Raw genomic sequence first — 19,123 nt, forward strand, 5'->3', positions numbered from 1 at the left:
CGCCAGCGCGGCAGCGTTGGCAGGCAGCAACAAAACCGGCGGCAGACACGGGCAAGACGCCCGAGGCAGGGCGGCGCAGAGTAAGGCTGTACGCAACGCCGTTTCGATCAGGGACCGGTTGGGGAGGGCATGATCGCCGGCTCCTGGACGGCAGTGGCATCCATACTAAAAATCCGCTTTCGAGGATCTGCACGATGTCGATCAATGACAGGCTCACCGAACACTTGAACCGGGGTTCGGTGGGTTTTCCCACCGCGTTGGCCAGCACCATTGGCCTGATCATGGCAAGCCCCGTGATTCTCACTGCGACCATGGGCTTTGGCATCGGCGGCAGCGCCTTTGCCTTGGCGATGCTGATCGCCGCGGTGATGATGCTGGCCCAGGCGACGACGTTCGCCGAGGCGGCATCGATTCTCCCGACCACCGGCTCGGTCTATGACTACATCAACTGTGGCATGGGGCGTTTCTTCGCGATCACTGGCACCTTGTCGGCTTATCTGATTGTCCATGTGTTCGCCGGCACCGCCGAGACCATCCTGGCCGGGGTCATGGCCCTGGTGAACTTCGAACACCTCAACACCCTGGCCGAATCGGCAGGCGGTTCCTGGTTGCTGGGCGTGGGGTTCGTGGTGGTGTTTGGCGTACTCAATGCGTTCGGCGTCAGTGCTTTTGGCCGGGCCGAAATCATCCTGACGTTCGGCATGTGGACCACCTTGATGGTGTTCGGCGTGTTGGGCCTGATCGCCGCGCCGGCGGTGGAGCTGGAGGGCTGGTTCGGCGTGTCCGTGGTGGGCACCGACCTGGTCACGGTGCTGTCGCTGGTGGGCATGGCCATGTTCATGTTTGTCGGCTGCGAATTCGTCACGCCGCTGGCGCCGGACCTGCGCCACTCCGCCCGGACCATGCCTCGGGCGATGATGCTGGGCTTGTTCAGCGTTGCCACCTGCATGTTCATCTATGGCGCGGCGATGAAGCGCCAGGTGGAAAACGTGCTGCTCGATGCCACCAGCGGCGTGCATCTGCTGGACACCCCCATGGCGATTCCACGGTTCGCCGAGCAGGTCATGGGCGATATCGGCCCGATGTGGCTGGGCATTGGCTTTCTGTTTGCCGGTGCGGCGACCATCAACACCCTGATGGCCGGCGTGCCGCGGATTCTCTATGGCATGGCGGTGGACGGCGCATTGCCGAAGGTCTTCACTTATCTGCATCCACGCTTCAAGACGCCATTGGTGTGCATCCTGGTGGCGATGCTGATTCCTTGCCTGCATGCGCTGTGGCTGGGCGGCAATCCCGACAACATCATGCACCTGGTGCTGGCCGCGGTGTGTGCCTGGAGTTTTGCCTACCTGTTGGTGACCGTGTCGGTGGTCAGCCTGCGGATTCGTCGCCCTGATCTGCCGCGCGCCTATCGCTCGCCGTGGTTCCCATTGCCACAGATCCTGTCCAGTGTCGGCATTGGGTTGGGCATGTGGTTCATCACCCCACCTGGCATGAATCCGGCGGACATCTACGTGCCCTTCGCGGTGATGCTCGGTGGCACCGCGGCGTACGCCTTGTTCTGGACCCTGGTGGTGCAGAAGGTCAATCCATTCAAGCCAGCGTCGGTGGAAGACGTGTTGGCCAAGGAGTTTTCCCATGAGCCAGGGCAACCTGCGGGCGAGTTTATCGTCCCTGCTGCAAAAACTGTCTGAGTTGTTCGGCACCCAGCGCGCCCCGGCCGGTTATCGGCCCGGGGTGACCCTGGAGCATCTGCGGCGCAACCTCGCATTGGCACGATTCGAGGTCGCGGGTCCGGCCATGGCCACGGCAGTCACCGACGACGGCAGCTTGCACTTGGAGATCGTCGAACGCACCGAGTCGCAGTTGTTGATGCACTTGGTGATGACCGAGTTCGTCCTGCGCGTGCCTGCTTCCCGAGAGGGCACGGCACGCCTGGAACTGCACCACGGTGGGGCTTTGCGGCGCAGCGGCATTCGTTGCCGGCAGCGGGACGGGCGCAGTGACCTGGCGGCCCGGTTGCAGGCGGCCGTGGAGAGGGATCCTGCGTTGTATCAGGCCCTCATGCCGCTGGATTTCAAACGGCTGCGCATCGATCTGCAGGGGCGCCAGTGGTGCGTGCGCCTGGAGCACATGGGCGGTAGCGAAGTGGTCAATCGCATGCCGGCCTTTCGTCGTTATATCCCGTTGAGTCGCGAGCAGCGCGGCGTCTTGCTGGTGACCTTGAGCAGCCTGCAGCGGGTGTTGGCAACGCTCTGATCCTGTTGTGCTGTCCTGGCATCATTCCTGCTACTGCTCTGGCGATCAGGTACTTGTTGCGCGTATATAGATAACATGTTAACTATTACCGCACAAAAACAACAAAGCCACTGCGGAGAATGCCATGAGCATGCAACAGGTTGGGCAGGACGGTCTGGACATCTGGACCCGGGATCTGCGGGCGACTTGCGGTCACTTCGATACCGAGCTGGCCTTCAATCGCGCGTTGTTCATTGGTGAGGTGTCGAATTTCCATCGGGGTGGCCTTGCCCTGGCGAACCTGCGCACCAATGCCGGCAGCATCAAGCGTCACTCACCCAGCGCCGATCATGATGATGACCAGGATTGCCTTCTGGTCAGCCAGCGCAGTGGCTACTGTCGCATTACCCAGAACGGTCGCAGCATCCAGTTGGCGCCCGGTGAATTGTTGTTGATGGATTCCGTTGGGGCGCTTGAGATCACCCCGTTCGGCCTGATCGAGCACGCAGTGCTGTCCTTGTCTCGCCAGGACGTGTCGCGACAATTGGGCGGGGAAACCAAGACTTTCGGCAAGGTTTCGTCCAGCAAGGCGTGTGGACGGATGCTGCATGTGCTGATGGACCAACTGTGCAAGGACACGCCGGACGGCGAGGGTGCGGCGGGCGAGGGTGAAGCCTTGCAGAGTGCCTTCGTTTCACTGTTGGGTTCGGCCCTGGAACAGGGAAGCGATGGCCGTGACGAAGGAGTGGCCTTGCAGGGCAGTCACTTGCGCAGCTACGTGCAGAAGGTCATCGACGAGTCACTGACCCAGCCCGGCCTCAGCCCGGTAGGCCTGGCCAATCGACTGAATATTTCGGTGCGGCATCTGTATCGCTTGTTCGAAGAGCAGGATGACAGCGTTTGCCGCTACATCCAGCGGGCCCGCCTCAAGCGCAGCGCCGATGACCTGACCAACCCGTTCCTGCGGGACGAGTCCATTACCTCGATCGCCTACAAGTGGGGCTTTACCGATTCGGCGCACTTCAGCCGTTCGTTCAAGAAGCAGTTCGAGCTGTCGCCCAAGGAGTTTCGTTCCAGCCGTTTGCAGATGGGGCAGGGGATGGCTTGAGTGGAGATATCTAACGGCTTTGTAGTCTGAACTACCGCTATCGCGAGCAAGCTCGCTCTCACAAAGGGATTTGTGCTGAACATGAGTTTTGCGGGTGACACTGGAAAGTGTGGGAGCGAGCTTGCTCGCGATGACGGTGGTCCATCCACCGCAAGCTGACTCCCCCCACTCAGGTTCAAACCTCCGGCAACGTCGAACCCCCATCGACCACCAAAGTCTGCCCGGTCACATAACTGGCCAAGCTCGACGCCAGGAACAGCATGGCGCCGGCGATGTCGCTTGGTTGGCCCAATCGCCCCAGCGGCACCCGGCGGGCAATGTCCTGGTTGACTTCATCGTCGCCCAGGTTGGCCATGGCCGGTGTCGCGATCATGCCCGGCTCGACCCCGTTGACGCGGACATTCTCGGCCGCCAGTTCCAGCGCGGCGTTGCGAATGAACCCATTGACCCCGGCCTTGGAGGCCGCGTAGTGGCTGAGCCCCGGATACGCCACCCGCGGGCCGGTGACCGAGGAGGTCACCAGCACGCAGCCTCGGCCCTGGCGCCGGAACATCGGCAGCGCCGCCTGGGTCAGCCAGAACAGCGCCGACAGGTTTACCGCCAGCGTTCGCTCAAGCATCGCCGGGGTGATCTCGGCGAACGGCGTCAACGGGAAATACCCGGCGTTGTGCACCAGGGTATCCAGCCTCCCCAAGCGCTGTTCCAGCGCGGTCATCATTTCGAAGATCGCCGTCGCGTCGGCCAGGTCAACGCCCACCGCCTGCACCTGACAGCCCACGGCCGTCAGTTCGTCGGCTACCGCCTCGGCGCGGGCCAGGCCCAGGTCGGCAATGACCACGCGTGCCCCGCGCAGGGCAAACGCTTCGACGATGGCCCGGCCAATGCCCTGGGCGCCGCCCGTGACCAGTACGGTCTGGCCGCTGAAATCAAGGTCCTCAGACATCGCTGGCCTCCATCCGGCTGAAGGCCAGTGTCGGCACGTCGACGATGCTGGAGCCGCCATCGGCCACCAGCGTCGCCCCGGTGATGATCGACGCATCGGGCGAGGCCAGGAAGCGGCAGACGTTGGCGATTTCCTCCGCACTGGCAGCCCTGCGCAACGGCACGTCGGCGCAGACCCGGTCATAGGCCTGCTGCAACGTTTCGCCATGGAACTGCATCAATGCCTGCATTTCTTCATCGGCCATGGGTGTGCGGACCCAGCCTGGGCAGACCGCATTGACCCGTACGCCGTGAGGCCCGTAATCCCTTGCCAGGGAGCGGTTGAGGCCCAGCAGTGCGTGCTTGGCGGTGGTGTAGCCGCACACCTGGGGGCCTGCCGCCAATGAGGCGATGGAGGCGATCAGCACAATGTTGCCGGCGCTTTCCTGCAGCAGTGGCAAGCACGCCCGGGCGCTGTAGAAGGCGCTGCCGAGGTTGCTGCGCAGGGCCGCTTCCCAGGCCGATGGCTGAGTCTCAGTGGCGCTGCCCATTCCCAAGCCACCGGCACAGGCGAGCAGCACGTCGAGCCGGCCGTAGCGCGTGCGGATCTGCTCGATGAAGCCGTTCCAGGTGTCTGGACAGGCCGCGTCGCCCACCAGCACCAGGCCGCCGATGTTCTCGGCGAGTGCTTCCAGGGGCTCGCGACGGCGGCCGATCAGCACCAGGTTGGCGCCTTCGGCGGCATACAGGCGAGCGCAGGCGGCACCGATGCCGGTACCGGCACCGGTGATCACCACGGTGCGTGATTCAGGCATCGGGATACTCCGTCTGATTGAGCACCTGGCAGTAGGAACTGATCGGGAAATTGGAAAACTCATCGAAGGACTCACCGGCATAGCCGAAGATCTTGCCGTCGCTGCGATGCTGCTGCAGGTCGATCAGCACCAACCCCAGGGTCGGGATGATCTTTTCTCGCCACACGAACAGGTACAACTGATCGGCGATCTTGTAGGTGTCGCAACGATCGGTGTCGCACAGGCCTTGCTCGACGCCTTTGAGGCACTGCCACGAGTAGAACTGATCGTTGAGATAAATGTGTTCGTAGACTTCGCTCGGGCTGTAGCGATACAGATTGCGCAGCCCCACCAGCTCGGTGGTCGGTGCGTGCGGGCACAGGCCAGGCTGCCAGGGACGATCGAGGCTGCCATGCAGGAACTGCGCTTGAACCGAGGTCAATGGCTTGCCGGCCAACGCCCGGCTGTAGAGGCCTTCGCCGGTTTCTGGCTGGCTTGGCATGCGGCCGATCACGGCGGTGAAGGCGGCGCTGGCGGTATCGAGCACGAGGCTTATCGACGAGGTCAGCTCGCCTTCGCGCTTGATGAAGTCCACCAGGTACAGGCCCGGGCGCACGGATGTGGCCCGGTAGATCGCGTTGCCGCTGGAGTGCCCATCGGCGGCGTGCCAGGTCAGGGTGTCCCGCTCGAAGCGATGCTCGATCTGCCAGCCATTGGCGAAATGCAGGGTGAACGTCTTGCCGTCCAGGTCGGCCAGGTTTGGCAGGATGAAGGCTTCGGGGGCAAAGCCATCGGCCAGGGCGCCGACGGTGATCCAGTCTGTAGAGGTGCTCATTTGCAAGGCTCCGGTGGTTGAATTAGCCACTCGGATCATGCGGCGCCGGGCGATGGCGGCCTATCAACCGAATGGTTGACTAGAGGAACAGTGCGCTGACCAGCTCGGTGCGACTGCTCACACCGACTTTGCGGAACAGGTGGATCAGGTGAGTCTTGATGGTCGGCAAGCCCACCCCCAGTTCCCGGGCCAGTTGCTTGTTGCTGACGCCTTGGCGTAACAGCCAGGCGATCTGGCGCTCCTTGGGCGTCAAATCGTCCAGTGCATCCTCATGGGCCGGCAAATGGGCCACGGCCAGCTGCAACAAGGCCTGCAACGCGCTGAGTTGGCTCAACTGCTGATGGGTGAAGACGCCTTGCTCGGCGGTGCGCAACAACGAAATCGCGGCTTGGGGCTGACCATCGCGATGGGCGAAAACTTCCACCACGTCGACCACGCCGTAGCGTTGCAGGAAGTCGCGATAACGATGGTTGTCACGCAACGGTTGGCGGGCCATCGCCAGGCCCAGCGGCACCACGGCCAGTTCGCTGGACGCGCAGTGGCGCGGGTGCAGTGGGTCGAACTGGCGGTAATTGTCCAGGTAGTCGCGGTGCATCTCGCCGCTCATCCCATGGAGGCTGAAGTCGTGGGCTTGCAATTGCCGATCCACGCAGTAGAACGCCGCCCGGCTGACGGGAATCAACTGGGTGAAGGCGTGCAGGCAATGGTCGGCGATGTCCTGGGTAGGGATGACGTTCATGATCGCAACCTTCGCAAGCGGGCTGCCGGGTGGGCCGGCAGCCCTGTCCGGTCAGGCTACCGCGAAGTAGTGCTTGACGAAACTTTCGCTGACCACTTCCCACAGCACCGGCGTGCCCTTGGTCACGAACCAGCTGTCGCCGGCCTTGTAGCGAGTGCTCTGGCCGGTGGCCTCGTCGGTGAGAACCACTTCACCGGTGACCACGGTGGCTTGTTCGGCGAAAGGGTAGACCATCCGGAACTTGCCTTGGGTAGTGCCGAAGTAGGCGCTGCTGACCGGGTCGGTGGGGGCGCCGAAGGTCATCTTGCCGAAGGCCTTGACTTCGCCTTCGAGAATCTGCGAACCCAGGTCGGCGACGGTGCCCCAGGCGTCCAGGTCGGACAGCTGGATGTCTTTTTCGAGGGTGATGAGGGGCATGGCAGGTGACTCCTGATGATTGAAAGGAAGAATGAGGTTGGCCGTCAGCGACGGCCGTTCCAGTAGCCCGACAGCTGATGCCAGGACTTGCCGGCGGTCAGCAGCAATGGGCGAATGGCGTCTTTGCCGATGATGGTCGGGCGGCGGATCGAGCTGACCAGGTCGTAGCGCGCCGAGCCTTCGCTCATGCCTTCGGCCAGCACTTTGCAGATGATGTGGCTCGGGGTGACGCCAAAGCCTGAGTAACCCTGGACGAAAAACGCGTTGCTGCGCCCCGGCAGGGTGCCGATCTGCGGGAACAGGTTCGGGCTGCAGGCCATCGGCCCGCCCCAGGCCAGGTCGATTTTCACGTCCTTGAGGTACGGGAAGATCTTCAGCATCAGGCGCCGGTTCCAGGCCTTGAGATCCTGGGGAATGTGCTCCACCAACGGCGTGGCGGCACCGAACAGCAGGCGGTTTTCGTTGGTGACGCGGTAGTAGTCGATCACTGGGCGAATGTCGCTGTAGGCACCGCGAATCGGGCTGATGCGCTGGATCAGCTCGTCCGACAGTGGCTCGGTCATCATCTGGAAGGCGTAGGTGTTGATGGTCGAGCGGTGCAGTTCCGGTTCCAACTTGTTGAGGAAACTGTCGCAGGCCCAGAGCAGCTTGCTGGCCCTGACCGAACCGCGTCCGGTGCGCACGGTGATGCGTTCGCCATAGCTGACTTCCAGGGCCGGGCTGTTTTCGAAAATCCGCACGCCGTGGCTGACCACCGCCTTGGCTTCACCCAGCAGCAGGTTCAGCGAGTGCACATGCCCGCCGCCCATGTGCAGCAATGCGCTGCCGTAGGCCTTGGAGCCGATGATCTGCTGCACGTCGGAGCCGCCGAGGAAGCGGATCTCATGTTTGCTGTTGATCGACTTGAAGTCTTTTTCCCAGGCCCGCAGGGTTTTTTCCTGGCGGGCGTTGAAACCCATGTAGCCATAGCCGTGGCAGAAATCGGCATCGATGGCGTACTTGGCGATACGATCTTTGATGATGTCGGCGCCCAGGTCGCTGATCTCGAAGACCTGGCGCAGGCCGTCTTCGCCGACGTCCTTCTTGATCTTTTCCAGGTCATGACCGATGCCGGCCATGATTTGCCCGCCATTGCGCCCGGTGCCGCCGAACCCAAGGTAACGCGCCTCCAGCACCACGATGTTGGTGATGCCTTTTTCAGCGAGCTCCAGCGCAGTATTGATGCCGGAAAAACCACCGCCAATGACCACGACGTCGGCTTCCACGTCCTGTTCCAGTGTGGGGAAGCTGAGGTTGTATTTCTTGGTGGCCGTGTAATAGGTGGGCGTTTCGATATTGATCATGACGCAACCTGACAAAGTGAAAGGAAACTCCGTTGCCACGCCTACGCAAGGCATCGCAAGGGATGGCCCTATTAAGGGCCTTGGCGAGGCGCTTGTCTTGATCATCCGTGCCGGGGGATTTGACCGAGCGCGCCATGGCGCCGGAACCTGCCCCGTGAAAAGTACAATCTTGGATCTGGAAGGTGCATTTTTCATCTGCCCGCGATTGCCCATACTGGACCGGCCTTAATCACGGATCCCGCTGTTTGTGCAACCTCAGGTTGCCGGGCAAAGGCGGGGTCGGCAGACGCCAATAATAAAAGAGCCCGTCCATGAAAAAGCCAAACCCGCTGCTCGAAGACCTCAAGCCCCTCCTGCCCGCCATCGCCGCCAATGCCTTCCAGGCGGAGAAAGACCGTAGCGTGCCCGCCGAGAATATCGCCTTGCTCAAAAGCATCGGCATGCACCGGGCCTTCCAGCCGAAACCCTACGGTGGCCTGGAGATTTCCCTGCCGCAGTTCGCCGATTGCATCGCGCTGCTGGCCGGTGCCTGTGCCAGCACGGCCTGGGCCATGAGCCTGTTGTGCACTCACAGCCATCAGTTGGCTATGTTCCCGGCCAAGGCCCAGCAAGAGGTCTGGGGCGATGACCCGGATGCCACCGCCAGCAGCAGCATCGCACCGTTTGGCCGCACCGAGGAAGTCGACGGCGGTGTGCTGTTCAGCGGTGAAATGGGCTGGAGCAGCGGCTGCGATCACGCCGAATGGGCGATCGTGGGGTTTCGCCGGAAAAACGCCGAAGGCACCCAGGATTATTGCTTTGCGGTGCTGCCGCGCAGCGACTATGAGATTCGCGATGACTGGTTCGCGGTGGGCATGCGCGGCAGTGGCAGCAAGACGCTGATCATCGACAACGCTTTCGTACCGGAACACCGGATCCAGAAGGCCAAGGACATGATGGAAGGCAAGTCCGGTGGGTTCGGCTTGTACCCCGACAGCAAGATTTTCTACTCACCGTACCGGCCGTACTTCGCCAGTGGTTTCTCCACGGTCAGCCTGGGCGTGGCCGAACGCATGCTGGAGGTCTTTCGCGAGAAAACCAGGCACCGCGTGCGGGCCTACACCGGCGCGGCCGTCGGTGCCGCCACCCCGGCGTTGATGCGCCTGGCCGAGTCCACCCACCAGGTGGCGGCGGCCCGTGCCTTCCTCGAGAAAACCTGGCAGGAGCACGCCGAACATGGCGAGTGCCACGAATACCCCAGCCGGGAAACCCTGGCGTTCTGGCGGACCAACCAGGGGTACGCCACCAAGATGTGCATCCAGGCTGTCGACCGCTTGATGGAGGCGGCTGGCGGCGGCGCCTGGTTCGAGAACAACGAGTTGCAACGGCTGTTCCGCGATGCCCACCTGACCGGCGCCCATGCCTACACCGACTACGACGTTTGCGCGCAGATCCTCGGTCGTGAGCTGATGGGGCTCGAACCCGATCCGTCCATGGTTTGACCGCCTGTTCGCTGAACCCTAGAACAATAATCGAGGCCGTCCCTTGAGGCGGCCGGGAGTCTTGCATGTCCAGTCTTTGTGATATCGCTTTCGACACCCGCGCGTTCCGCCGGGCCCTGGGTAACTTCGCCACCGGCGTGACCGTGGTCACCGCCGCCACTGAAGATGGCCGCAAGGTCGGTGTGACGGCCAACAGTTTCAACTCGGTGTCCCTGGACCCGCCACTGATCCTGTGGAGCATCGACAAACGCTCCAGCAGCCACGAAGTGTTCGAAGCCGCCAGCCATTTTGCGGTGAATGTGCTGGCCGCCGACCAGATCGACCTGTCGAACAATTTCGCTCGACCCAAGGAGGACCGCTTCGCTGAAATCCAGTTCGAGACCGGCGAAGGTGGCGCTCCGGTGTTTGTCGATTGCTCGGCGCGTTTTCACTGTGAAAAATTCCAGCAGGTCGATGGTGGCGATCACTGGATCATGATCGGCAAAGTCGTGGCCTTTGACGATTTCGGACGCTCGCCCTTGCTCTATCACCAGGGCGCCTACTCGATGGTGTTGCCCCACACTCGCATGACCAAACGGGAAGAGGGTCAGTCCCCCAGCAGTCATTTTCAGGGCCGCTTGAGTCATAACCTGTATTACCTGATGACCCAGGCGCTGCGGGCCTATCAGGCCAGCTACCAGCCGCGCCAGTTGTCCACTGGGTTGCGTACCAGCGAAGCGCGGATGTTGATGGTGCTGGAGAACGACGCCGGGCTGAACCTGTGCGACCTGCAGCGGGAGGTGGCGATGCCGGTGCGCGAGATCGAAGAGGCCGTGGCCAACCTCAAGCGCAAAGGCCTGGTGAGCGATGAAGGCGGGCGGGTACGCCTGACCGCCAAGGGTATCGATGAAACCGAAGGGCTCTGGGCCATCGCCAAGGAACAGCAGGACAAGGTGTTCGGCCAGTTCAGCGAAGAACAGGTCGAGCATTTCAAACAAGTGCTCAAGGGGGTGATCAAGGGCCTTTGAGCGACTTGATGGGTATCCACCCCTGGTCAAGCCGACGCATTCCTGTGGGAGCGAGCTTGCTCGCGATGGCGGTGGCCCCGTCGAAACTGATGTTGACTGACAGGCCCCTATCGCGAGCAAGCTCGCTCCCACAGGGTTATGTGCGCAGCCCAGCGGGAGCAAGCTCCCTCGCCACAAGGGCCATCGCTGGATCCAGATTCTGTGAGCGGATGGTCCGGGATGGGTGGGAAGCTGTTAAGATTTGGTTAACTCATTAACTAAATCTTCTCGCGAACCCAATCCATGCCCAAGCCGCGCCAATCCTTGACCTTGACCCTGCTACAGGCCCGTGAAGCGGCCATGGGGTTTTTCCGGCCTTCCCTCAATCAGCACGGTTTGACCGAGCAGCAATGGCGAGTCATCCGGATTCTCAGCCAGCACGACGAGCTGGAGATCAATCGCCTGGCCGAACTGGCCTGCATCCTCAAGCCCAGCATGACCGGCGTGTTGGTGCGCATGGAAGCGGCGGGCATGGTGGTGCGGCGCAAGGCCGAACAGGATCAGCGGCGGGTGCTGGTGCGCCTGGCGCCGCAAGGGCAGGCGAGCTTCGATTCGATGAGCCAGAGCATGGAAGAGAACTACCGGCGTTTGCAGGACAAGTTAGGGGAGGAAAAGCTGCAGACGTTGCTGGGGTTGCTCAATGAGCTGAAGATGATCAGGCGCTGAGAACCCGGGCTGGTTGCTTTCTGTGGGAGCAAATCTTGCTCCCACAGATTCCCTTGCCACAAGGTATTTGATAATGATCAGTACACGCCGCCAGCCTCAGGCTTTGGCGTGTCCTTGAACGTTGCCGCCAGTGTCTGCAAGCCCCGCATCAACACCGTCGTATCCACGCCCACCGCGACAAACGCCGCGCCCAGTTCGATGTAACGACGAGCCAGTTTTTCATCGGCGCTGAGAATCCCGGCGGCCTTGCCGGCCTGGCGGATGCGGGCGATGGCGTCTTCGATGGCCGCTTGTACCTCCGGGTGCCCGGGGTTGCCGCGAAACCCCATGGACGCGCTCAGGTCCGCCGGGCCGATAAAGACCCCATCCACACCTTGCACCGCGGCAATGGCATCGAGGTTGGCCAGGCCTTCGCGGCTCTCGATCTGCACCAGCAGGCACATCTGTTCATCGGCCTTGTCGAGGTAGCCGGCGATGCTGTTCCAGCGTGATGCCCGGGCCAGTGCGCTGCCGACGCCACGTACACCCTGGGGCGGGTAGTGGATGGCGCGCACCAGTTCACGCGCCTGGTCGGCGCTTTCCACCATGGGTACCAGCAGGGTTTGCACGCCGATGTCGAGCACCTGCTTGATCAGCGCCGTGTCACCGACCACCGGGCGTATCACCGGCTGGCCGGGGTAGGGCGCCACGGCCTGGAGCTGGCCGAGCAGGGTGCGCAAGTCGTTGGGCGCGTGTTCGCCGTCGATCAGCAGCCAGTCGAAGCCGGCATTGGCCGCCAGTTCCGCACAGTAGGCATCGGCCAACCCCAGCCACAGGCCGATCTGGGCCTCGCCGCTGTGCAGGCGTTGCTTGAAGGTATTGATGGGCATGTCCATGAGGCGGTCTCCGATCAGACGAAACGGCAGGCGATGGAACCGAGCATGTCGTAGTCGACATGGAAGGTATCGCCGGGGTTGGCGGCCACGGGGCGGGTGAAGGAGCCACCGAGGATGATCTGTCCCGGTTGCAGGGTGACGTCGTAGGCCGCCAGCTTGTTCGCCAGCCAGGCCACGCCTTTGGCCGGGTGATTGAGCACCGCCGCCGAGACACCGGACTCTTCGATCACACCGTTGCGGTAGAGCACCGCCGGCACTTTGCGCAGGTCGATCTCGGTCGGGCGTACGGCGCGGCCGCCCATGACCACCCCGGCATTGGCGGCGTTGTCGGAAATGGTGTCGAACACCTTGCGGGTCGCCTTGGTCTGTGGGTCGATCTGCTGGATACGCGCATCGATGATTTCCAGCGCCGGGATCACCCATTCGGTGGCGTCGAGCACGTCGAACACCGTCACATTCGGGCCTTTCAAGGGCTTGCCCAGGATGAACGCCAGCTCCACTTCCACCCGTGGCACGATGAAACGCTCGAACGGGATATCGGTGCCTTCATCGAAGAACATGTCGTCCAGCAGCGCGCCGTAGTCCGGTTCGGTGATGTTCGACGACACTTGCATGGCGCGGGAGGTCAGGCCGATCTTGTGGCCGACCAGCTTGCGTCCGTCCTGGATTTTTTGTGCCACCCAGGCACGCTGGATGGCGTAGGCATCCTCAATGGTGATGTCCGGGTGATCGAGGGAAAACTGCCGCACCTGTTCCCGGGAGCGTTCGGCACGGTCGAGGCGGGCAGCGGCTTGCTGGATGGAGGTCTGGTCAAGCATGGCAAGGGTCTCTTATTGAGGATTGACGATAGCCGCCTGGGTGCGTAGCACCAGCAAGCCGCCAAGGGTGATGAGCAGGGCCAGTACGTACAGGGCGAGGCTGGCGCTCTGGGTGGTGTCGCGCATCCAGCCGATCAGGTAGGGCGCGAAGAACGAGGCGATGCTACCGAAGGAGCTGATCAGGGCGATGCCGGTGGCCTGGGTGCCGTTGGACAGGAAGGCCGGCGGCAATTGCCAGAACATCGGCAGCGCCGCACTGGCGCCCATGCCGGCGACGATCAGGCCAGTCAGTACCAGGGTCGGGTTCGCCGGTGAGAGTCCGGCGACCGCAATGCCTGCCGCAGCCATCAACAGTGGCACGCAGAGGTGCCAGCGGCGTTCGCGATGGCGGTCGGAGGAGCGCCCGCAGCCGATCATGAAAAAGCAGCCAGCCAGGTAGGGCACCGCGCTGAGCAGCCCGACCTTGCCATCGCTGCCGATGCCGGCGCCATGGATCAGGGTCGGCATCCAGAAGGCCAGGGTGTTCACCGCCAGCATCACCGCGAAATACACCGCCACCAGCAGCCAGACCTGTGGGTTGTTGAGAATCGCCGAGAACGACGTAATGGATTTGCGCTGTTCTTCAAGGCTCAGTTGTTCACGCAATTGCTGCTTGGCGTGCGGTGTGAGCCAGTTGACCGTCTCGAAACTGTCCGGCAGGCACTTGAGCACCACGAGGCCGAGCAGGATCACCGGCAGCCCTTCGATGACGAACATCCACTGCCAGCCGCGCAGGCCGCCAAGGTCATGGAAATGTTCGAGAATGCCACCGGACAATGGCCCACCAATCACCCCGGCCATCGGTACGGCGATGGCAAACAAGGCGGTCACCTGGGCCCGGCGCCGGGCGGGATACCAGCGGTTGAGAAAGACCAGGATGCCAGGAAAGAAACCGGCCTCGGCCACCCCGAGCAGGAAGCGCAACACGTAGAAACCAGCGGCGCTCTCGACGAGGAACATGCCGGTGGACAGGGCGCCCCAGACCACCATCAGCGTGGCGATCCAGCGTCGCGGACCGACCCGGTCCAGGGCCATGTTGCTGGGTACGCCAAACAGCGCATAAGCGATGAAAAACAGGCCGGCGCCGAAGCCGTAGACCGTATCGCTGAATTGCAGGTCGGCGCTCATCTGCATCTTCGCGAAGCCGATGTTGATGCGATCCAGGTGGGCGAAGAGGTAGCAGACCAGCAGCAACGGCAACAGCCGCCAGGTGATGGTGGCATGGGTGCGGTCGTGGGCGACGGTGCCGGCAGTGTTGGCGGTATTGGCTGTGCTCATGATCTTGTACTTTTTGTCAGAGAGGCCGATGGGGAGTGCGGGGCAGACGGAATCAGGTGGTCTGGGCCTTGAGAAAGGCGTGGACGTTGTTGGCCTTGAAGTTGAGTTGCTCGTGCAGCTCGATCATCTCGAACGACAGGGCCAGCAGGCGTTGGGCCTGGAGTTCGGCGAAGTGCGCGGTGATCACCTCGAAGAGTTTTTCCGCGACGTTCTGGCGGGTGGCCAGGTCGCGACCATGGCCGACTTTCAAGGTCATGTGCACGAAGGCGTAGTCATGCTTGCCGTCGGCCATGCGCCAGGTGTCCAGGCGCACGCCACGACTGCGGATGCCGCCCAGGGGGAACACGCCGCTGTCGCCCAGCAAGGCGTGGACCTTTTCAAACAGGCCGGGCAGGTCGGCTTGTTGTTCGATGTTGTCGGTGTATTCAGCGATGAAATGCGGCATGGGAGCCTCCTGCGTCGGCAGCTTCGAGTGGTGAGCGAGCTACAAGCTGCAAGCGATCCGCTTGCAACGTGTGGCGGCTTCTTAGACTGGGAAAATGGCGTTGATCTGGCCGGTGCCGGAGCTGCCGAAAGGCTCGGTGATGATTTCGGCGGGCTTGTCGTAGTCCGGTCCGCCGAGCAGCCCCAGCAGCATCGCCGTGTCATGCATCTTGCCTTCGCCGAAGCAGTGTTCGGCGTAGTCCGGGAGCATCGCGCAGAACTCTTTCCAGCGGCCCTGGCGCCACATCTCGACGACGTGCAGGTCGACCTGCTTGTCGAACTCCCGTGTCCAGTTGTGGATGTTGGCTTCAGCGTCGCGATCATCGGAGAAACGGTGCGACAGCGAACCGGACGCCAGCACCAGCACCTTGCGATCGCTTTTCTCGATGGCCCGGCGCACGGCGGCGCCGAAGGCGAAGCTGTCTTGCAGGCGATGCCAGGCGCACCAGGCGGCAATCGACACGACGTTGAATTTCTGATCTTGCGGGACATCCATGTGCATGTAGCGCATGGGCACCAGCGTGCCGTATTCCAGTTCAAGGCTTGGGATGTTGTGGGCCAGGGTGCGCACATCGACGGCATTGGCCTCGGCGGCGATCAGTTCGCCCAGTTCCGGGGCGCCCGAGTATTCGTATTCCATGTTCTTGATGAAGTGCGGCAGCTCGTTGCTGGTGTAGACGCCCTTGAAGTGCTCGCCGCTGTTGACGTGATAGGCGCTGTTGACCAGCCAGTGCACGTCGAACACCACGGCGGTATCGGCTCCCAGTTCACGGGCGCGACGGCCGATTTCCTTGTGGCCGGCAATCGCTGCGGCGCGGCAACCGTGGTGCTTGCCGGGCAGCTCCGACAGGTACATCGAGGGAACGTGGCAGATTTTCGCCGCCAGGATGACTTCGCCCATGATGATTCTCCTGAAAAATTGTTCTTGTTGAATCTCGGGACAGCGGGTGAATCAAGTATCGATGATGAACCTTGTGGCGAGGGAGCTTGCTCCCGCTCGATTGCGCAGCAATCGCCAGGAAAAGCGGGGGCCGCTTCGCAGCCCAGCGGGAGCAAGCTCCCTCGCCACAGGGTGTATCACTTGCCATAGGTGCACGGGGTATCAATCGGTGCGGGTCATACCCCCCACCGCGGTATGTGATGACTGCCCATGGAAATGCAAACGTTCTTGATCTCGGCAAACACTTCAAAGCTGTACTGTCCGCCTTCGCGGCCGGTTCCGGAACCCTTCACGCCGCCGAAAGGCTGGCGCAGGTCGCGCACGTTCTGGCTGTTGATGAACACCATGCCGGCCTCGATGCCTTGGGCCAGGCGATGGGCCTTGCCGATGTCCTGGGTCCAGATGTACGAAGCCAGGCCATATTCGGTGTCGTTGGCCAGTTGCAAGGCTTCGGCTTCATCCTTGAACGGGATCAGGCACACCACCGGGCCGAAGATTTCTTCCTGGGCGATGCGCATCTTGTTGTTGACGTCGGCGAACACCGTCGGCTGGATGAACTGGCCGCGGCTCAAGTGCGCCGGCAGGTTGGCCGGGCGTTCCAGGCCACCGGCCAGGAGGGTGGCGCCTTCTTCGAGGCCGATCCTGATGTAGCCGGTGACCTTGTCGTAATGGGCCTGGGTGATCATCGAACCGACCTGGGTCTTCGGGTCTTGCGGGTCGCCGACGATCAGGCGTTTGGCGCGGGCGGCAAACTCGGCCACGAATTGCGGGTAGACGCTTTCCTGGATGAAGATCCGGCTGCCGGCGGTGCAGCGTTCGCCATTGAGGGAAAAAATGGTGAACAGCGCGGCATCGAGTGCCCGTTCCAGGTCGGCGTCTTCGAAAATCAGCACCGGCGATTTGCCGCCCAGTTCCATCGAGTACTTTTTCAGCCCGGCGGTCTGCATGATTTTCTTGCCGGTGGCGGTGCCGCCGGTGAAGGAGATCGCCCGCACGTCCGGATGGCGCACCAACGCATCGCCGGCCGTGGCGCCGTAGCCCTGGATCACGTTCAACACGCCGTTGGGAATGCCGGCCTCGACGGCCAGGCGACCCAGCTCGTTGGCGGTCAACGGCGACAGCTCGGACATCTTCAGCACGGCCGTGTTGCCCAGGGCCAGGCACGGCGCGGTCTTCCAGGTCGCGGTCATGAACGGCACGTTCCAGGGCGATACCAGCGCGCAGACACCCACCGGTTGATACAGGGTGTAGTTGAGCATCTGGTCGTCGACCGGGTAGGTATGGCCGTCCATCCGCGTGCAGACTTCAGCAAAGAAATCGAAGTTGTGGGAGGCCCGCGGGATCAGCACGTTCTTGGTCTGATGAATCGGCAAACCGGTGTCGAGGGTTTCCAGTTCGGCCAGCTTTGGCACGTTCTGCTCGATCAGTTCACCGAGCTTGCGCATCAGCCGGGCGCGTTCCTTGGCCGGGGTGTTGGCCCATTTCGGAAACGCTTCCTTGGCCGCCGCGACCGCCTGGGCCACTTCCTCGGCGCCGCCGCTGGCGACTTCGCCGATGGCTTCGCCCGTGGCTGGGTTGTAGTTGACGAACACATCTTTGCTTTCGACCTCAAGGCCGTCGATCCAGTGTTTGATCATGCTGCTCAAGCCTCTTTACGGGATGCGAAGAACTCGGCTTCGCTGACGATTCGATTGACCAGGCGACCGACGCCTTCCACTTCCACCACCACTTCATCACCCGGCACCACGTCCGCCAGGCCCTCCGGCGTGCCGGTGGCGATCATGTCGCCGGGCTGCAGGGTCATGAAGCTGGACAGGTATTCGATCAGGTAGGGGATGTCGAAAATCATGTCCTGCGTGCTGCCTTCCTGGCGCAACTGGCCGTTGATCCAGGTGCGCAGTTTCAGGTTGCTCGGGTCCGGCACATCGGCCACGTCGACGATCCATGGGCCGACGGGGGTCGTGGCGTCACGGTTCTTCACCCGCAGGTTGGGGCGGTAGTAGTTTTCCAGGAAGTCGCGGATCGCATAGTCATTGCACACGGTGTAGCCAGCCAGGTAGCCCAGCGCATCCTCGCGCTTGACGTTGCGCGCGGCTTTGCCGATGACCGCCACCAGCTCGCACTCGTAATGCATGTAGGCGACGTTGTCGGGACGCCAGGTCACCTGGTTATGGCCGGTGTAGGTGCCGGACGACTTGATGAACGCCAGGGGTTCGGTCGGTGGTTTGAACGCCAGTTCGGCGGCGTGATCGGCATAGTTCAGGCCCAGGGCGAACATGTTGCCGGTGGCCGGTGGCAGCCACTGGACCTGATCCTCGGCCAGCAGGCGACCGTCCGCCAGGCGTACGGCGTTGTGAGCTTCGACGGTGACGGCATGATCCTGGCCTTCAAAACGAATGCGCGCGTGCTTCATGAACCTGCTCCTGTTTCCTCGGCCACGATGGTATTGACCAGACGGCCCAGGCCGCTGATGTCCACTTCGACACGGTCACCGGGCAATACGTCGACCCGGCCCTCAGGCGTGCCGGTGATCAAGACGTCGCCGGCATGCAGGGTCATGAACTCGCTGATTTCGGCAATCAACTGGGGAATGTTGCGAACGAAATTGGCCGTGTTGTTTTGCTGGCGTACCTGGCCGTTCACATACAGCGTGATCGCCAGGCTGTGGGGGTCGGCCACCTGGGCTTGCGGCACCAGTTCCGGGCCGATGGCGCAAAAGCCGTCCCGGCACTTGGCCTTGACGGCGGGGCGGTAATAGCTGTCTTCCGGAAGGCTGAATTCATTGACGACGGTGTAGCCGGCCACGTAGTCCAGGGCTTCGGCGGCGCTGACGCGGCTGGCCGATTTGCCGATCACTACGCCAAGGGCCGGTCCGGGTTGCAGCCTTTCGCCATGACCCGGGTGAACCACATCGGCGCCGTGCCGGTTGCGGGTATTGGGCGTCTTGATGAACAGCACGGGCTTGAGCGGCGGCTTCTGGTAGGGCGGTTGCTCGAACTCGGCGAGGCGCTGTTTCAGCAGCCCCTGGTAATTCAGCGCGACCCCGAACAGGGTGCCGGTCGCGACGTCATGCAGGGCACGGCTCATGCTTGTCTCCTGGCG

At 62.5% G+C, this 19,123-nt stretch carries 20 protein-coding genes; 6 read left to right on the forward strand and 14 right to left on the reverse strand.

Going from position 1 to position 19,123, the window contains the following annotated elements:
* Nucleotides 1–194 precede the first annotated feature (194 nt).
* From BLO80_RS10585 to feaR, 3 genes are all read left to right on the forward strand, one after another.
* A complete protein-coding gene (locus BLO80_RS10585) occupies nucleotides 195–1,694 on the forward strand; it encodes an APC family permease (RefSeq protein WP_092333869.1) in 1,500 nt (499 codons plus the stop codon).
* On the forward strand, nucleotides 1,639–2,259 hold the full coding sequence (locus BLO80_RS10590) for a DUF3156 family protein (protein ID WP_175459481.1): 621 nt from the start codon (nucleotides 1,639–1,641) through the stop codon (nucleotides 2,257–2,259). The genes BLO80_RS10585 and BLO80_RS10590 overlap by 56 nt, the downstream gene beginning before the upstream one ends.
* 124 nt (nucleotides 2,260–2,383) lie before the next feature.
* Nucleotides 2,384–3,346 (forward strand): transcriptional regulator FeaR, encoded by a 963-nt coding sequence (gene feaR, locus BLO80_RS10595; protein ID WP_092333871.1) that lies wholly within the window; start codon nucleotides 2,384–2,386, stop codon nucleotides 3,344–3,346.
* Nucleotides 3,347–3,521: 175 nt separating this feature from the next.
* Here the strand turns inward: feaR and BLO80_RS10600 are convergent, their stop codons facing one another.
* From BLO80_RS10600 to BLO80_RS10625, 6 genes are all read right to left on the reverse strand, one after another.
* Nucleotides 3,522–4,289 carry an SDR family oxidoreductase gene (locus tag BLO80_RS10600; protein ID WP_092333873.1) on the reverse strand — a complete coding sequence of 256 codons (768 nt, stop codon included), beginning with the start codon at nucleotides 4,287–4,289 and terminating at the stop codon, nucleotides 3,522–3,524.
* Nucleotides 4,282–5,082 (reverse strand): SDR family NAD(P)-dependent oxidoreductase, encoded by an 801-nt coding sequence (locus tag BLO80_RS10605; RefSeq protein ID WP_092333875.1) that lies wholly within the window; start codon nucleotides 5,080–5,082, stop codon nucleotides 4,282–4,284. The genes BLO80_RS10600 and BLO80_RS10605 overlap by 8 nt, the downstream gene beginning before the upstream one ends.
* Nucleotides 5,075–5,896, reverse strand: coding sequence for a molybdenum cofactor biosynthesis F family protein (locus BLO80_RS10610; RefSeq protein ID WP_092333877.1), 822 nt, complete (start codon nucleotides 5,894–5,896; stop codon nucleotides 5,075–5,077). The genes BLO80_RS10605 and BLO80_RS10610 overlap by 8 nt, the downstream gene beginning before the upstream one ends.
* A gap of 79 nt (nucleotides 5,897–5,975) precedes the next feature.
* A complete protein-coding gene (locus BLO80_RS10615; protein ID WP_092333879.1) occupies nucleotides 5,976–6,635 on the reverse strand; it encodes a helix-turn-helix transcriptional regulator in 660 nt (219 codons plus the stop codon).
* Between the two features lie 51 nt (nucleotides 6,636–6,686).
* Complete coding sequence (locus BLO80_RS10620; RefSeq protein ID WP_046065473.1) at nucleotides 6,687–7,052, reverse strand: cupin domain-containing protein; 366 nt, start codon at nucleotides 7,050–7,052, stop codon at nucleotides 6,687–6,689.
* A 44-nt stretch (nucleotides 7,053–7,096) separates the two neighbouring features.
* Nucleotides 7,097–8,395 (reverse strand): NAD(P)/FAD-dependent oxidoreductase, encoded by a 1,299-nt coding sequence (locus BLO80_RS10625; protein ID WP_092333881.1) that lies wholly within the window; start codon nucleotides 8,393–8,395, stop codon nucleotides 7,097–7,099.
* 311 nt (nucleotides 8,396–8,706) lie between these two features.
* Here BLO80_RS10625 and BLO80_RS10630 point away from each other — a divergent pair, with 311 nt between their 5' ends.
* From BLO80_RS10630 to hpaR, 3 genes are all read left to right on the forward strand, one after another.
* A complete protein-coding gene (locus BLO80_RS10630; protein ID WP_092333883.1) occupies nucleotides 8,707–9,876 on the forward strand; it encodes a p-hydroxyphenylacetate 3-hydroxylase oxygenase component in 1,170 nt (389 codons plus the stop codon).
* A gap of 65 nt (nucleotides 9,877–9,941) precedes the next feature.
* Nucleotides 9,942–10,883, forward strand: coding sequence for a p-hydroxyphenylacetate 3-hydroxylase reductase component (locus tag BLO80_RS10635; RefSeq protein WP_092333885.1), 942 nt, complete (start codon nucleotides 9,942–9,944; stop codon nucleotides 10,881–10,883).
* A 282-nt stretch (nucleotides 10,884–11,165) separates the two neighbouring features.
* Nucleotides 11,166–11,588, forward strand: a complete 423-nt coding sequence (gene hpaR / locus BLO80_RS10640; protein WP_092333887.1) for a homoprotocatechuate degradation operon regulator HpaR — start codon at nucleotides 11,166–11,168, stop codon at nucleotides 11,586–11,588.
* Nucleotides 11,589–11,665: 77 nt separating this feature from the next.
* Here the strand turns inward: hpaR and hpaI are convergent, their stop codons facing one another.
* The 8 genes from hpaI to BLO80_RS10680 form a co-directional block, all read right to left on the reverse strand.
* Nucleotides 11,666–12,463: a 4-hydroxy-2-oxoheptanedioate aldolase gene (gene hpaI, locus BLO80_RS10645; RefSeq protein WP_092333889.1), complete on the reverse strand. Its 798-nt coding sequence runs from the start codon at nucleotides 12,461–12,463 to the stop codon at nucleotides 11,666–11,668.
* 14 nt (nucleotides 12,464–12,477) lie between these two features.
* Complete coding sequence (gene hpaH / locus BLO80_RS10650; protein WP_092333891.1) at nucleotides 12,478–13,281, reverse strand: 2-oxo-hept-4-ene-1,7-dioate hydratase; 804 nt, start codon at nucleotides 13,279–13,281, stop codon at nucleotides 12,478–12,480.
* Nucleotides 13,282–13,293: 12 nt separating this feature from the next.
* Nucleotides 13,294–14,598: an MFS transporter gene (locus BLO80_RS10655; protein ID WP_092333893.1), complete on the reverse strand. Its 1,305-nt coding sequence runs from the start codon at nucleotides 14,596–14,598 to the stop codon at nucleotides 13,294–13,296.
* 52 nt (nucleotides 14,599–14,650) lie between these two features.
* Entirely contained in the window at nucleotides 14,651–15,043 is a 393-nt protein-coding gene (locus tag BLO80_RS10660) for a tautomerase family protein (RefSeq protein WP_092333895.1), read from the reverse strand.
* 81 nt (nucleotides 15,044–15,124) lie between these two features.
* Nucleotides 15,125–15,982, reverse strand: coding sequence for a 3,4-dihydroxyphenylacetate 2,3-dioxygenase (hpaD, locus tag BLO80_RS10665; RefSeq protein WP_092333897.1), 858 nt, complete (start codon nucleotides 15,980–15,982; stop codon nucleotides 15,125–15,127).
* A 215-nt stretch (nucleotides 15,983–16,197) separates the two neighbouring features.
* Nucleotides 16,198–17,658 carry a 5-carboxymethyl-2-hydroxymuconate semialdehyde dehydrogenase gene (hpaE, locus tag BLO80_RS10670; RefSeq protein ID WP_092333899.1) on the reverse strand — a complete coding sequence of 487 codons (1,461 nt, stop codon included), beginning with the start codon at nucleotides 17,656–17,658 and terminating at the stop codon, nucleotides 16,198–16,200.
* Between the two features lie 5 nt (nucleotides 17,659–17,663).
* Nucleotides 17,664–18,434: a fumarylacetoacetate hydrolase family protein gene (locus tag BLO80_RS10675; protein ID WP_092333901.1), complete on the reverse strand. Its 771-nt coding sequence runs from the start codon at nucleotides 18,432–18,434 to the stop codon at nucleotides 17,664–17,666.
* Nucleotides 18,431–19,108 (reverse strand): fumarylacetoacetate hydrolase family protein, encoded by a 678-nt coding sequence (locus tag BLO80_RS10680; protein WP_092333903.1) that lies wholly within the window; start codon nucleotides 19,106–19,108, stop codon nucleotides 18,431–18,433. Before BLO80_RS10680 ends, BLO80_RS10675 begins: the two co-directional genes overlap by 4 nt.
* Nucleotides 19,109–19,123: the final 15 nt, after the last annotated feature.

Source organism: Pseudomonas sp. NFACC56-3 (assembly GCF_900100025.1).
GTDB classification, from domain to species: domain Bacteria; phylum Pseudomonadota; class Gammaproteobacteria; order Pseudomonadales; family Pseudomonadaceae; genus Aquipseudomonas; species Aquipseudomonas fluorescens_AA.